Origin of the sequence: Streptomyces sp. NPDC020422 (assembly GCF_044386705.1) — a bacterium.
Classification (GTDB): domain Bacteria; phylum Actinomycetota; class Actinomycetes; order Streptomycetales; family Streptomycetaceae; genus Streptomyces.
Window position 1 is genome coordinate 451791 of the sequence record NZ_JBIRVJ010000008.1, and the last position, 13637, is coordinate 465427.

A 13637-nucleotide genomic window follows, 5' to 3' on the forward strand; every position below is an offset into this window, starting at 1 on the left:
CAGACCGCCCCCGGCGCCCATCGGCTACGGTGAGCGGGAAACTGTGTTTCGTCACGGTTGTTCCGGTTTCGGAGGAGTCGACGCATGCCCGCCATCCCCGCCGCCACCGTCGCCAACCTCCGCGACCTCGGCACCCTCCCGCTCGGCGAGGGCCGCAGCGTCCGCGAGGGTCTGGTCTTCCGCTCCGGGCAGCTCGACCGGCTCGATCCGGCCGACCCGGTGGTGAGCGTGCTCGGCATCCGCACCGTCGTCGACTTCCGCACCGCGGCGGAGCGGGCCGAGCGGCCCGACCGCGTGCCGCCGGGCGGGCGGCTGCTCGTCGCGGACGTGCTCGCCGACTTCCTCGCGACCAGCGGGCTGCCGCCCGCCGCGAGGCTGAAGACCCTGCTGTCCGATCCGGCGCTCGCCGAGGAGCACCTGGGCGGGGGAAGGGCGCGGGCGGCGTTCCGGCGGACCTACCGGGCCTTCGTGAACACCGAGTCGGCGCGCGCCTCCTACCGGGCCTTCCTCACCGAACTGGGCGATCCCTACGCCGGCCCGCTGCTCTTCCACTGCACGGCGGGCAAGGACCGTACGGGCTGGGCCACGACCATCGTCCTGTCGCTGCTCGGCGCGGACGAGAAGACGGTCATGGAGGAGTACCTGGCGGTCAATCCGGGGGTGCGGCAGGCCTTCGCCCCGCTCATCGAGGGCTTCACCGCCCAGGGCGGCGACCCGGAGCTGGCGCTCGCGATGGTCGGGGTCGTGCCGGACTACCTGGAGGCGGCGCTCGACGAGGTGGAGGTGCGGCACGGGTCGATGGAGAAGTACGTACGGGAGGGGCTCGGGGTCCCGGACGAGGTGACGGAGCTGATCCGGGAGCGGCTGACGGTGTACGCGGCCTGAGCGGGGCGACGCGGGACCGGGTCCGGTGACGCGGGGGCGCACGGCCGGTCCGGGGCGGCTTCGGGGCCGTCCGGGTGACGCGGCCGGGGTGACCATCGCAAGATTCGCTCGTTCTGCTGAACGTGAGCACCCAGGAACTCGCCCCCTCCGCAGACCCCTCCCCCGAACCCGGTTCCGGCCCCGTCGACGTGGAGCAGGCCGAGGCCGCGCTCGTCGAGCACTATCCGCGGCTCGTCCGGATCGCCTACCTCGTGCTGCCGCCCTCGCTCGGCCGCAACCGCCGGGTGCTGACGGCGCACGCGCTGGTGCAGCGTTCGCTGCCCCGGCGCAGGACCTCGGGCGCGGCCCTGCCCGGGGCCCGGCGGGCGGAGGACGCGGTCGATCCCGGCTATGCGTACGTGCGGGGCGAGGTGCTGCGGCAGGCGCTGGCGGCGGGGCTGCCGCTGCGCCGCCGGGCGCTGCCGCAGCGGGCGCAGTTCCCGCCGCTGCTGCCGCAGGTGTGGGGGCTGCGACTGTTCCCGCGCGCGGGCGGGGCCGACGAACTGGCCCTGGACCAGCGGCTCTCGGCGCTCTCCGGGCCGGGCCGGGCGGCGTACGTGCTGCGCGGTCTGGAGCGGCAGGGCGACCCGGAGGTGCTCCGGGTCCTGGCCGCGGCCGGGGCCGAGGACGCGGAGGCGGCGCTCGCGGAGGCCGACGGCGTCGAGGCGCCGGGAGGATTCGGCGGGGCCGCGCTCCTCGAATCGCCCGAGTTCGACCCGTGCTCGCTGCAGGCACGGCCGCCGGACCTGATGCGGCGGCGCCAGCACGGCCGGGCGGCGCTCGCTGCGGCCGCGGCGGTGGCGGTGTGCGGGGCGCTGCTGGGGCTGCCGGGGGACGGCTGGGGCAGAAACGGTGCTGCGGCCCCCTCGTACGCCCGCAACCCGGCCGCGGAGGCGGCCCTGGACCCGGGCGGCGTGAAGCGGGTAGAGGCGGCCGCCTGGCGGGTGTCCTCGCGTACGGACCTGTCGGTGTGGCCGGCCCGGGGCGGGCTCACCGGCGATGCGGCGCTGCTGCGGCGGGCGCTCGCGGTGTGGGCGCGGCCGGGCCCGACCGTGCACACCTCGGCAACGCCCGGGACTCCGCCGGGGCCGCCGATGGGCTCGCCGCAGCTGCTGTACGCCGGGGAGGTGGACGCGGTGCGCGTGGTGCTGTTCTACGACGGGCTGCGGGTGGTGCGGTACGCGGAGCCGGTCGGCGACACGAGCGGTGCGGCGCTCGACTTCGCCCGTACGGACGGGGCGGACGCGGTCGGTTCGGCGGCGCTCGTGGTCTCCCGAGCGGCGGGCAACGTGCGCTATCTGACGGCCCCCTGGGTGAAGGAGACGGCGGTCCGCGACCTCCTGGCGCCCGCCAAGGAGGCGCGGCCGCTGCCCCGGGACGCGTCCGGGGTGACCGAGCCGATGCCGACCCCGGCGACGGCCAGGAGCTGCGAGCGCTGGAACTCCCTCCAGGTGCGGGACGAGACGGGCGTGCGGCTCCTGGGCGACCTGGGCGAGCTGGCCCCGGCCCGGCTGACCTCGGGCCCGCCGTCGGCGCCCGCGGACGTGACGACTCACGCGGCGCGGGAGGCGTGGGCGCGGACCGCGTGCCAGCTCTCGGCGGTGCGGTCGCACGGGGTACGGGCGGTGAACTCCTGGTCGTACACCGGTCAGGAGCTGCCCGAGGGCGCCGGGCGGGCGGAGTGGCTGTGCGTCAGGGCGGAGACCTGGCGGGGCACCGGCAGCCGGACCCTGGCCCTCTTCCGGGCGCCGGGCGCGACCGGCACCGCGGCCCTGGCGGCCCGCTCCGAGGGGTCCCCCGCGTGCGGGGCGCGCGAGCCGCGGGTGCTGGCGGGCGTGGTGTGGCAGGCGCGGAGCGGCCAGTGGTACGTGCTGGCGGCGGGGACCGGCGACTTCGCGTCGCTGGCGCTGTCGGGTGGCGTGACGGGGCACGGCAAGGGACATCTGCTCGCGGTGCGGACCACGGCGGGGAGCAGGGCGGACCTGACCGGGACGCTGGCGGACGGGACCCGGGTGAGCGCCCTGCGGTGACGGGCCGCCGCCGGGCCGAGCGGCCGGCGGGAGCGGGGCGAGCGGTCGGCGGGAGTGGGGCGAGCGGTCGGCGGGAGTGGGCGAAAAGGTGGTGTGCGGACTCTGGCCCTCTCGCCTACCCCTCAGTACATTGACGCCATGTCTAATACGCAGCCCGCACCGGTGGCGTCCGAACACATCGAGCTCAAGGCCCGCAAGGTCTCCTTCGACTGGGAGGAGACCCCGCTCCACTGGGTGCCCGGCGACCCGTTCACCACCCACACCATCAACGTGCTGCACCTGCTGCTCCCGGCCGGCGAGCGCTGGTTCGTGCACGTGTACAAGCAGGTGCTGCCGTACATCACCGACGACCGGCTGCGCGAGGACGTCATCGGCTTCATCGGGCAGGAGGCCGTCCACTCCCAGGCCCACGACGACGTGCTGCCCCACCTGAAGAAGCTGGGGCTCGACCCCACTCCGTACACCGCCCAGGTCGACTGGTTCTTCGAGAAGCTGCTCGGGGACCGCACCCTGCCGCCCGGCCGCCCGCGGCGCTGGTGGCTGATGGAGCGGGTCGCGCTGATCGCCGCGATCGAGCACTACACCGCCTTCCTCGGCAACTGGGTGCTCAACGCGGAGGAGCTCGACCGGGTCGGCGCCGACCCCGTCATGCTGGACCTGCTGCGCTGGCACGGCGCCGAGGAGGTCGAGCACCGCTCGGTCGCCTTCGAGCTCTTCCTGCACCTCGACGGGGGCTACCGCCGCCGCGCCCGCACCTGGGCCGCCGCCTTCTCCGCGCTCGTCTTCCTCTGGCAGCGCGGGGTGCGCTTCTTCATGGAGAACGACCCCACCGTGCTCGACGCCAAGCCGAGCGTGGGCCAGTTCGTCCGCAAGGGCCGCGAGGGCGTGCTGCCCTCGACGCCGGACATGCTGCGCTCCATCCCCCGCTACCTGAGCCGGAGTTACCACCCCACCCAGGAGGGGTGCACGGCCCAGGCCGCCGCCTACCTCGCCAGTTCCCCGGGCGCCAACGGAGGCCGTCACTGATGCCCCGACTTCGTACCGTCGTCCTGCTCGCCGGCGCCGCGCTCCTCGCCAAGCGGGCCCTGCGCCGCCGCATCGACGCCTCCCCGCTCTGGCCCATGCCCGCGCTCGACGAGCCGATATCCGGCCGCGGCCGCGGATCGACCGTCGCCCGGCGCGTCCTCGTCGCCCAGCGCAGCGAACCCGCCGCGGGCGTGGTCCAACTGCGCCTGGAGGGCGCCGGGCTGCCCGCCTGGCAGCCCGGCGCGCACATCGACGTCGTGCTGCCCTCCGGCGCCGTACGGCAGTACTCGCTCTGCGGCGACCCCGCCGACCGGGACGCGTACACCATCGCGACCCGGCTCATCGAGGAGGAGCGGGGCGGCCGGGGCGGCTCGCGCGAGGTGCACGAACAGCTGCACGTGGGCACCGAGATCGAGATCCGCGGGCCTCGCAACCGCTTCCCGCTCACCCCCGCCCCCTCGTACGTCTTCGTCGCCGGCGGCATCGGGATCACCCCGATCCTGCCGATGGTGCGCGCCGCCGAGGCGGCCGGAGCGGACTGGCGGCTGCTGTACTGCGGGCGCCACCGCGCGACCATGCCGTACGTGCACGAGGTGGAGAAGCTGGGGCGCGGCCGGACGACCGTGGTCACCGAGCACGAGACCGGCGGCAGGCCCGACCTCTCCTTCCTCGGCGAACTCCCCGCCGAGACCGCCGTCTACTGCTGCGGCCCCGAGGGACTCATGGACGCGGTGGGAGCCGCGCTGCCCGAGGGCCGGGTCCCGGCCCTGGAACGCTTCTCGGCCGCGCCGACCGAGGGCGGCGAGCCCTTCGAGGTCGAACTGCGCCGCTCCGGGCGCACGTTGACGGTGGCGGCCGACCAGTCCGTGCTGGCCGCGGTCCGCGAGGCGGTGCCGGGGGTCCTCTACTCCTGCCGGCAGGGCTTCTGCGGCACGTGCCGGCAGCGGGTCCTGGCGGGCGAGGTGGACCACCGGGACGAGCTGCTGACGGACGAGGAGCGGGCGGACTCGATGCTGATCTGCGTCTCGCGGTGCGCGGGGGAGAAGCTGGTCCTGGACCTGTGAGCGGCCTCGGCTCAGGGCAGGACGAGCCAGTCGAGGCTGAACGCCGCCGCCAGGCCGCCCACCAGGAGCCAGGTGGCGAGGCGGGTGCGCCCGTTGCGGGAGAGTTCGATGACGACCCCGCACAGGATCATGGCGAGTCCGTACACGCCGACGACCAGGACGGACGTGTGGTTCGCCAGCCGGACCGCCAGCACCGCGGCCGTCACCACGAGCAGGACCGATCCGGCGACGACGCGGAGCAGGCGTGCCTGCTTCGGGGAGAGGCCCGTCGGATCGGCCGCGGTGTCCGGGGTGTCCTGCTCAGAAGCGCTCATATGCCGGGAGCGTAACGGACTCCCGTTAGGCTGTTCGCATGACGACCGGGGTACGCCGCAGGATGGGCGTCGAGCAGCGCAAGCAGCAACTGATCGGGGTGGCCCTCGAACTGTTCAGCCACCGCTCCCCCGACGACGTCTCCATCGACGAGATCGCGGCGGCCGCGGGCATCTCGCGGCCGCTGGTCTACCACTACTTCCCCGGCAAGCAGTCGCTGTACGAGGCGGCGCTGCGCCGGGCCGCCGACGACCTCGCCGAGCGGTTCGTCGAGCCGCCGAACGGGCCGCTGGGGGCGCGGCTGCTGCGGGTGATGGGGCGGTTCTTCGACTTCGTCGACGACCACGGGCCGGGATTCGCCGCGCTCATGCGGGGCGGGCCCGCGGTCGGCTCCTCGACGACGAACGCGATGATCGACGAGGTGCGGCAGGCCGCCTACGAGCAGATCCTGGCCCACCTGGAGGTGGACAGGCCCTCGGCCCGCCTCGAACTCGTCGTCCGCTCCTGGGTGTCGCTCGCCGAGTCCACGGCGCTGCTGTGGCTGGACGGGCGCCGGGTGCCGCGGGCGGAGCTGGAACTCCAGCTCGTGCACGACTTCGCTGCGCTCGCGGCGGTGAGTGCGGCGTACGACGAGGAGATGGCCGGGGTGCTGGTCCGCATCCTCGCCGACGAGCCGGCGGACGGGCCGTTCGGCGACCTGGTGGGACGGTTGGTCGCACTGCGAGCCATGCCGTAGGCATGCACGCCGCCTCAACGGCGCCCGGTGCGGTCCGCCTCCGCCCCGTCCGCCCCCCGTGTGGGCCCGCGCCCCACGTGTCGCCTCCGCCTTGCCCACCCCCGTGTGGGCAATCGTCCCGCAGGGCGGGACGGGTGGGCACACGGGACGGCGCCCCTAGCGGCGCCTCCGCTCCCCGTGCCTTGACCCGCACCACGACCGCGCCGCACTAGGGGTGCGGGTTCAGGGCGCGGGAGCCTAGGCCCGGCAAGGGGCGCCGTCCGTTGTGCCCACCCGTTCCGCCCCAGCGGAACGAATGCCCACAACGGGGTGGGCGCCGTCCAGCGGAACTTATGCCCGCAACGGGGTTGGGCACAGGGGAAGGCCCCCCGTTGTTCGTGGGGGGCCTTCGGGGGGTCAGTGGGTGGTGAAGACCGCTGTTGTTCGGGGTGGGATGGTGAAGGTGGCGGTCGTGGGGTCGTAGGCGGACGTCTTCGTCGTCGGGTCCGCGCCGGCGGACTGGATCGGGTGGAGCCGGTACCGCTTGCCCGACAGGGTCGGGACGCGCTGCGACTGGCGCTCCGGGGTCGCGTTGAAGACGACCACCAGGTCGCCCAGGCGCATCGTGATCACGCCGGGCGTCTCGTCCGGGCCCGAGAGCGGGAAGGACAGGGACTCCTGCACCCGGGCCGCCGAGGCCAGGGAGAAGGCCGGCTCCGTGGTGCGGATGCGCAGCAGGTCCCGGTAGGCGGCCGAGGCCGATTCGATCTCGGAGCAGCCCGGGGTCAGCGCCGGGTTCACCAGGAGCGGCTTCGCGTACGCCCACTTGGACCGGTTGTCCGGCGCCGGCGGCAGACCGCGTCCGAAGCCGTTGCCCTCCCGGCAGTCCCAGTGGATCGCGTTGAACCAGTCGCCGCTGTCGTAGGAGTTGCGGTCGAGGGACTTGGAGCGGAGCAGGTCGGAGCCGGCCTGGGAGAGCGCCGGCCCCTGCGAGAGGGTGGCGGTCGCCATCGCGAGGACCTGCATGCGGGCCCGGTCGGCCGCGGACGTGCCGGCCGGCAGCTTGAAGGCGAGGGCGTCGTACAGGGACTCGTTGTCGTGGGCGTCGGCGTAGGCGAGGGCGTCGCCGGGCGCGGCGGCGTAGCCCGCCGGGGCGCCGTTGTAGTCGACCTCGGAGCCCTTCACCGTACGGCCGCTGGTGTCGGTGAAGGAGTACGAGGCGAGGTTGCCCGTCAGACCGACCTTGATCAGGTCCTGGTAGTGGAGGAGGCGGGCCTTCTGTTCCGCCGGGGTGCCGTTCGCGTGCGAGGTGTTCGGGTCCGTGTACAGGCCGCTCGCGAAGCCCTGCACCCCCGGGTCCTCGTCGAAGGGACCGCCGCCCCGGACCGCGTCGCGCGACCGGTCGGAGAAGGTCGCCACGCCCGTGCCGGCCATGTTCTTCTGCGTGGCCTGGACGAAGCGCGCGTCGTCGGCGATCTCGCCGAAGTTCCAGCCCTCGCCGTAGAGGATGACCGACTTCCCGTCGACGCCGTCCTTCGCGAGGGTCAGCGCGTCCAGTGCCGCCCGCACCGCGAGGATGTTCTCCTTCGGGTGGTGGCCCATGAGGTCGAAGCGGAAGCCGTCGACCTTGTACTCCTTGGCCCAGGTGACGACCGAGTCGACGACCAGCTTGCCCATCATCGCGTTCTCGGGCGCGGTGTTGGCGCAGCAGGTGGAGGTGGCGACGGAGCCGTCGGCCTGCAGGCGCTGGTAGTAGCCGGGGACGATCCGGTCGAGGACCGACTTGTCGGACTGGCCCGCGGCGACGGTGTGGTTGTAGACGACGTCCATGACCGTGCGCAGTCCGGAGCCGTTGAGGGCCTGCACCATCCGCCGGAACTCCACCGTGCGGCGGGTGCCTTCCGGGTCGGTGGCGTAGGAGCCCTCCGGCACCGTGTAGTGCAGCGGGTCGTAGCCCCAGTTGTAGGCGTCCTTGGCGGCCGCGGCGGCCACGCAGGCCTGCTGCTCCTCGGAGTCGGGGGCGTAGACCTTCAGCTCGCAGGCGGGCTCGGTCCGGTCGGACTTCTTCTCGGGGATGGTGCCGATGTCGAAGGCCGGGAGGAGGTGGACGTAGGAGGTGCCGGACGCGGCAAGGGACTTCAGGTGCCGTGCGCCCTTGCTCGCGCCGTCGCCGAAGGCCAGGTAGGTGCCGCGGTGCTCCGCCGGCACCGTCGGGTCGGCGACGGAGTAGTCGCGGATGTGGACTTCCTGGATCTGGGCGTCGCGCAGCGGCACGGCGGCCGGCTTCCTCAGGTGCGTCCATCCCTCGGGCGCGAGTGCCGGGGCGGCCAGGTCGACGACGAGGCTGCGGGCGGAGTCGGTGGTGAGGGCGGTCGAGTAGGGGTCGGTGACCTTGTTGACGACGAGCCGCTGGACGCTCGGCGCCCAGACCCGTACGACATAGCGGTACGGCTTGCCGGTCCACGTCCTCGGGCCGGTGACCGACCAGACCCCGCTCTTGTCGTCGCGGCGCATGGGGACGGTCTTCCCGTCGATCTCCACGCCCACGGTCCGGGCCGTCGGGGCCCAGACGGACAGGGTGGGGCGGCCGGAGCGGAAGACCGGGCCCAGGGCGGCCTTCTTCGCCGCGGGTGCGTACAGGTCGTCCAGGACTCCGGCCGTCTGGACGCCGGTCGCGGCGAGCAGGGCGCCGTTGGCGGCGCGCTGGGTGGCGATCAGCTGGCCGCGCAGGGAGGCGCGGACGCGGTCGGTGTCGCGCGGGTCGATCGTGAAGGCCGGGTAGTCCCTGAGGTGCGGGAACCTCGCCTTCTGGGCGTCGGTGAGGGTGGCCGGGGACATGCGGAGCCAGTGGCCCTCGTCGCTGAGGGCGCCGTCGGTGACGGTGATGCCGCCCTCGGGCGCGTACACCAGCTGCTGGCTGGTGGCGTCGGTGGCCTTGACCTTCCAGACGACGGTGTTCCGGTCGATCCACTGGGCCTCGGCCTTGGCGAGGTCCAGGTTCGGGGCGCCGCCGACGGTCGGCAGCAGGTACTTCGGCTGTCCGGCGAGCAGCCACACCTCGTGCCCGTAGGTGGCGAGGTCGAGCGACTGGTCGGTGGGCAGGTCCTTCTGGTCGCCCTTGTGGACGATGTACGACAGGGAGCCGGCGCCCGCGGAGAGCGGGACCTCGTAGACCGCGCCGTACGCGTCGAAGCGGACGGGCATCAGCGGCTTCGACCAGTCGGTGGGCTGGGCGGCGCCGGTCCAGGTGTGCAGGCCCCAGCCGTCGTAGTCGCCGTCGGCCCGCTGGTAGTGGATGACGGCCTTCGAGGTGTCCGGGGGGACGGGGGACGGGTTCGTGTCGGACTGGGCGTCGGAGCCCTGCGTGATCCAGACCTCGCCGGTGCGGGCGAGGCTGATGCTTCGCTGCGGCCCGTCGGCCGTGCCGTCCTTCTCGACGGTGTACGGGAGGCCGGCGGCGCCCTCGGGGACGCGCACCCAGGCGAAGGCGCCGTAGGCGTCGCGGCCGGTGAAGGCGGCTTCCTGGCCGGCGGCCTTCAGCCGCCAGCCGGCGTAGTCCCCGTCCTCGCGCCGGTAGTGCACGACGGCGTGGGTGCGCTCGACGGCGACGGGCTTCTCGGGCGCCGGGGCCTGGCCCGCCGTGGAGGCGGCGAGGGCGCTCGCGGTGCGGCCCGCGGAGTCGACGGCGACGGCCTTGTAGCGCAGGGCGGTGCCGGCGGGGGCGGTGACGTGCTGGGTGATCTTGTAGGGGGCGTGGTCGGCGGTGCCGAGGGTCTGCCAGCGCCCGTTGCCGACCTGGGCGGCGAAGACGACCCGGTCGAGGCCGCCGCCGGTGACGTCGGCGCTGAGCTCGACGGTGCCGGTGGCGCCCGCGGCGGGGGCCCTGAGCGTCAGGGCGGGCTTCGCGGCCGGCGCGGGGAGCGGGGCGTCCGCCTTGAGGACCAGCGAGGACAGGGCCGGGACGGTGACGGTGACCTTGCCGTTCTCGGCGGTGGCCGCGCCCTGACCCCCGTACAGGACGTGGAAGGCCGCGGAGTCGGCCGGCACGGTCACGGTCCGGGGCGTGGTCGCGCTGTTGGTGGCGACGAGGTACTCGGTGCGCTGCCGGGCGTCCGTGCGGGAGAAGGCGTAGACGGGGCCCTCGGCGTAGCGCTCCTGCTGGACGCCGTCGCGCAGGGCGGGGTGCTCGCGGGTGAGCTTCGACAGGGCGGCGATCGCGCGGTAGATCGGGTGCCCGGTGTCGTACGCGTCGGAGGCGTGGGTGCGGTCGGTGCCGAGCTGGTCGTCGTCGAGGTAGTCGGCGGTCTTCGAGGCGAAGAGGGTCTGGCGGGCGTCCTTGTCGCCGCCGGCGCCGGTGAAGCCCTGCTCGTCGCCGTAGTAGACGACCGGGTTGCCGCGGCCGAGGAACATCAGCTCGTTGGCGAGGCGGGCCCGCCGGACGAGTTCGGCGTCGCTCGCGTCGGGGTGGTCCTGCTTGAGGAAGGCCCCGATGCGGCCCATGTCGTGGTTGCCGAGGAAGGTGACCTGCTCGTAGGCGTTGGCCTTGTCGGTGGTGTAGCGGTAGTCCTCGGCGAAGACCTTGGCGAGCCGGTCGGCGCCGGCGCCCTGGGAGGCGTAGGCGCGGGCGGCGTCCTGGAAGGGGAAGTCGAGGGTGGCGTCGAGCCGGCCGCGGGTGACGTACGGGGCGGTGACGGCGGGGTCGGCGGAGTAGACCTCGCCGAACATGAAGAAGTCCTCGCGGCCCTGCTTCTCGGCGTAGGCGTCGAGGGCGGTGGCCCACTGGGTCCAGAAGTCCAGGTCGACGTGTTTGACGGTGTCGATGCGGAAGCCGTCGATGGCGAAGTCGTGGACCCACTTCTGGTAGATCCGCTTCATGCCCTCGACGACCTCGGGGCGCTCGGTCCACAGGTCGTCGAGGCCGACGAAGTCGCCGTACTCGGCGGACTCGCCCACCCAGGTGGAGTCGCCGCGGTTGTGGTACATCGTGGGGTCGTTGAGCCAGGCGGGAACCTTGTCGCCCGTGCGCTCGACGGGGGTGTACGGGAACGAGTCCGCGTCGACCCCGCCCATGGCCGTGCGGTCGTCGAAGGGGCGGCCGGAGGCGTCGAGGTAGGGGTATGCGCCCTTGGGGCGGTAGCCGTACTTCTTCTCGGCGTAGTCGACGGTGTCGGCGGTGTGGTTGGTGATGACGTCGAAGAAGACCTTCATGCCCTTGGCGTGGGCCGCGGCGATGAGCGCCCGCAGGTCCTCGTTGGTGCCGAAGTGCGGGTCGACCTGGGTGAAGTCGGTGATCCAGTAGCCGTGGTAGCCGGCGGAGGCGTCCTTCCCCTCCCCCTGTACGGGCCGGTTCTTGAAGATCGGCGCCATCCAGATCGCGGTGGTGCCGAGCCCCTTGACGTAGTCGAGCCGCTCGGTCAGGCCCTTGAGGTCGCCGCCCTGGTAGAAGCCCTTGTCGGTGGGGTCGAAGCCGGTCCGCTCGCGGCTGCCGGTGAGGCCGCCGCGGTCGTTGGCCGGGTCGCCGTTCGCGAAGCGGTCCGGCATCACGAAGTAGAACTGCTCGCGGGTCAGGTCGTGACGGGCCGGGGTGGCGGCGAGCGCCCGGTCGGAGGGCGGTGCGGGCGGGCGCGGCGCGGCGGCCGCGGGCAGGACGGGCACGAGGGCCGCGCACAGGGCGGCGGCCACGACGACCGCCGTTCTCTTGCGTATCACGGGGGTGCTCCCTGGAGGTACGGGAAGAGAGGGCCGCCCCGGCGGGACGGCCCCTTCGCGGGAGGAACGTCAGTTGCGGAAGGTGTCGTTCAGGACGAGCTGGCCCGAGGCGGGCACGGTGGCGGTGCGGTTGGCACCGGACTCCCAGGTCACGTTCCCGGCGGCGTCCTTGCGGACGTACTTGTACTCGAAGGACGTGCCGGCGGGCAGGGAGACGGTCAGCTTCCAGACGGGGTACGCGGCCGGGTCGAGCTTGGGGGCGGCGGCGGGGGCCCAGTTGCCGAGCTCGGCGCGGTTGCCGGTGACGTAGATGTTCTGGCCGGTGACCGTGGTGGCGTTGACGTTGAAGGAGGTGCCGGCGGTCACCGGCTGGGAGGCGCAGCTCGTGGCGTTGACGTGCAGGGCGAGCGCGGTGTTGGCGCCGAGGGTGGCGGTGAACTGGCCGGTGGAGTTCACGGTCACGGGGTTGCCGCTCTGCACGTCGCAGTAGGTGCCGGCGGGCAGGGAGGTCTGGAAGGTGCGGCTGAGGGCCGAGGACTCGTGGTTGATCGCCACATAGGCCTTGGTGCCGCGGCCGAACGCGATGGCGTTGTTGCCGTTGTCCCACCAGTCGGTGACGGCCTGCCCGCGGGCGGTGTTGCGGAAGGCGACCATCGAGGAGATCTCGCGCCAGGCGTGCTGGCACTTCCAGCCGTCGCTGTAGCAGGCGTTGACCTGGTGGTTGTTGGGCGCGCCGGCGTCCTTGTCGGTCCACTCGTAGCCGGAGTGGACGTCCGGGGAGCCGTAGGGCCAGGCGAGCATGAAGACGGAGGCGAGGGTGTAGTTCGCGCCGTCCTTGTAGTTGAGGGTGTCGCCGCCGCGCTCGGTGTCGTGGTTGTCGACGAAGACGGCGGACTGGCCGGAGGGCATGTAGCCCCAGGCCTCGCCGAAGTTCTTCAGGTAGGCCAGCTTCTCGCCCTGGAGGACCCGCTTGAGGTCGCGGGCGTAGCGGAACTCCTGGACGTCGCCGTTGCCGAGGTACTCGCTCGGGGAGACGGCCTCGCCGGCGCCGTGGATGGCCTCCTGCTTCCAGTAGGCGGAAGGGTTCGTCAGCCGGGACTTGATGGCGGCGAGGTCGGCGGCCGGCATGTGCTTGGCGGCGTCGATGCGGAAGCCGTCGACGCCCAGCGACAGCAGGTCGTTCAGGTAGGCGGCTATCCGGCCGCGGACGTACTCCTCGCCGGTGTCCAGGTCGGCGAGGTTGACGAGCTCGCAGTTCTGGACGTTCGCCTTGTCCTGGTAGTTGGAGATGGTGGCGCGGCAGTCGTCCATGTCGGCGCCGGAGTAGACGCCGGGGTAGTTGTACTTGCTGTACGTGGATCCGCCGGTGCCGGTGTAGGTGGCGCTCGGGTCCGAGGGGCCGGCCATGTGGTTGATCACGGAGTCGGCGACGACCTTGACGCCGGCTGCGTGACAGGTGTCCACCATGCTCTTGAAGGCGGCGCGGTCGCCGAGCGGTCCGGCGATCTTGTAGCTGACGGGCTGGTAGGCGGTCCACCACTGGGCGCCCTGGACGCGCTCCTGGGGCGGGGAGACCTGCACATAGCCGTAGCCCGCGGGGCCGAGCTGGGTGGTGCAGGCCTTGGCCACGGAGGCGAAGTTCCACTCGAACATCACCGCCGTGACGTCCTTCGCGCCGGGGGCCGAGGCCTGCGCGGCGGGCGTTCCCGTGACGGCCACAGCGGCTCCTGCCACAAGGGCAAGTGCAGCGGCCACGGTCTTTCTTGCCATGTTTCCTCCTGTACGACGTCCCTGTCGCAAGAGCGGCTCTCGATGAGCCTTCGCAAGAAGTTGCCGAAAATGACAGCAACTGTTTTC

At 73.1% G+C, this 13637-nt stretch carries 8 protein-coding genes; 5 read left to right on the forward strand and 3 right to left on the reverse strand.

Going from position 1 to position 13637, the window contains the following annotated elements; translation table 11 throughout:
- The first annotated feature begins 84 nt into the window (after positions 1–84).
- The 4 genes from ACH414_RS23915 to ACH414_RS23930 all read left to right on the forward strand — a co-directional run bounded on the left by ACH414_RS23915 (position 85) and on the right by ACH414_RS23930 (position 5044).
- Positions 85–885, forward strand: a complete 801-nt coding sequence (locus tag ACH414_RS23915) for a tyrosine-protein phosphatase (protein ID WP_386565210.1) — start codon at positions 85–87, stop codon at positions 883–885.
- Positions 886–1007: 122 nt separating this feature from the next.
- Positions 1008–2954 (forward strand): hypothetical protein, encoded by a 1947-nt coding sequence (locus tag ACH414_RS23920; RefSeq protein WP_398943247.1) that lies wholly within the window; start codon positions 1008–1010, stop codon positions 2952–2954.
- Between the two features lie 138 nt (positions 2955–3092).
- Positions 3093–3980, forward strand: a complete 888-nt coding sequence (locus ACH414_RS23925) for a metal-dependent hydrolase (RefSeq protein ID WP_382548830.1) — start codon at positions 3093–3095, stop codon at positions 3978–3980.
- Positions 3980–5044 (forward strand): PDR/VanB family oxidoreductase, encoded by a 1065-nt coding sequence (locus tag ACH414_RS23930; protein ID WP_391769670.1) that lies wholly within the window; start codon positions 3980–3982, stop codon positions 5042–5044. The genes ACH414_RS23925 and ACH414_RS23930 overlap by 1 nt, the downstream gene beginning before the upstream one ends.
- Before the next feature lie 11 nt (positions 5045–5055).
- Here ACH414_RS23930 and ACH414_RS23935 read toward each other — a convergent pair whose 3' ends face one another.
- Positions 5056–5358: a hypothetical protein gene (locus ACH414_RS23935; RefSeq protein ID WP_386565217.1), complete on the reverse strand. Its 303-nt coding sequence runs from the start codon at positions 5356–5358 to the stop codon at positions 5056–5058.
- A 38-nt stretch (positions 5359–5396) separates the two neighbouring features.
- Here ACH414_RS23935 and ACH414_RS23940 point away from each other — a divergent pair, with 38 nt between their 5' ends.
- Positions 5397–6092 (forward strand): TetR/AcrR family transcriptional regulator, encoded by a 696-nt coding sequence (locus tag ACH414_RS23940; protein WP_386565219.1) that lies wholly within the window; start codon positions 5397–5399, stop codon positions 6090–6092.
- Between the two features lie 396 nt (positions 6093–6488).
- Here ACH414_RS23940 and pulA read toward each other — a convergent pair whose 3' ends face one another.
- Both pulA and ACH414_RS23950 read right to left on the reverse strand, forming a co-directional pair.
- Complete coding sequence (gene pulA / locus ACH414_RS23945; RefSeq protein WP_398943249.1) at positions 6489–11780, reverse strand: pullulanase-type alpha-1,6-glucosidase; 5292 nt, start codon at positions 11778–11780, stop codon at positions 6489–6491.
- A gap of 69 nt (positions 11781–11849) precedes the next feature.
- The gene (locus ACH414_RS23950) at positions 11850–13550 is read right to left on the reverse strand and encodes a carbohydrate-binding module family 20 domain-containing protein (protein WP_398943250.1); all 1701 of its coding nucleotides are present in this window, start codon (positions 13548–13550) and stop codon (positions 11850–11852) included.
- Between the last annotated feature and the right edge of the window lie 87 nt (positions 13551–13637).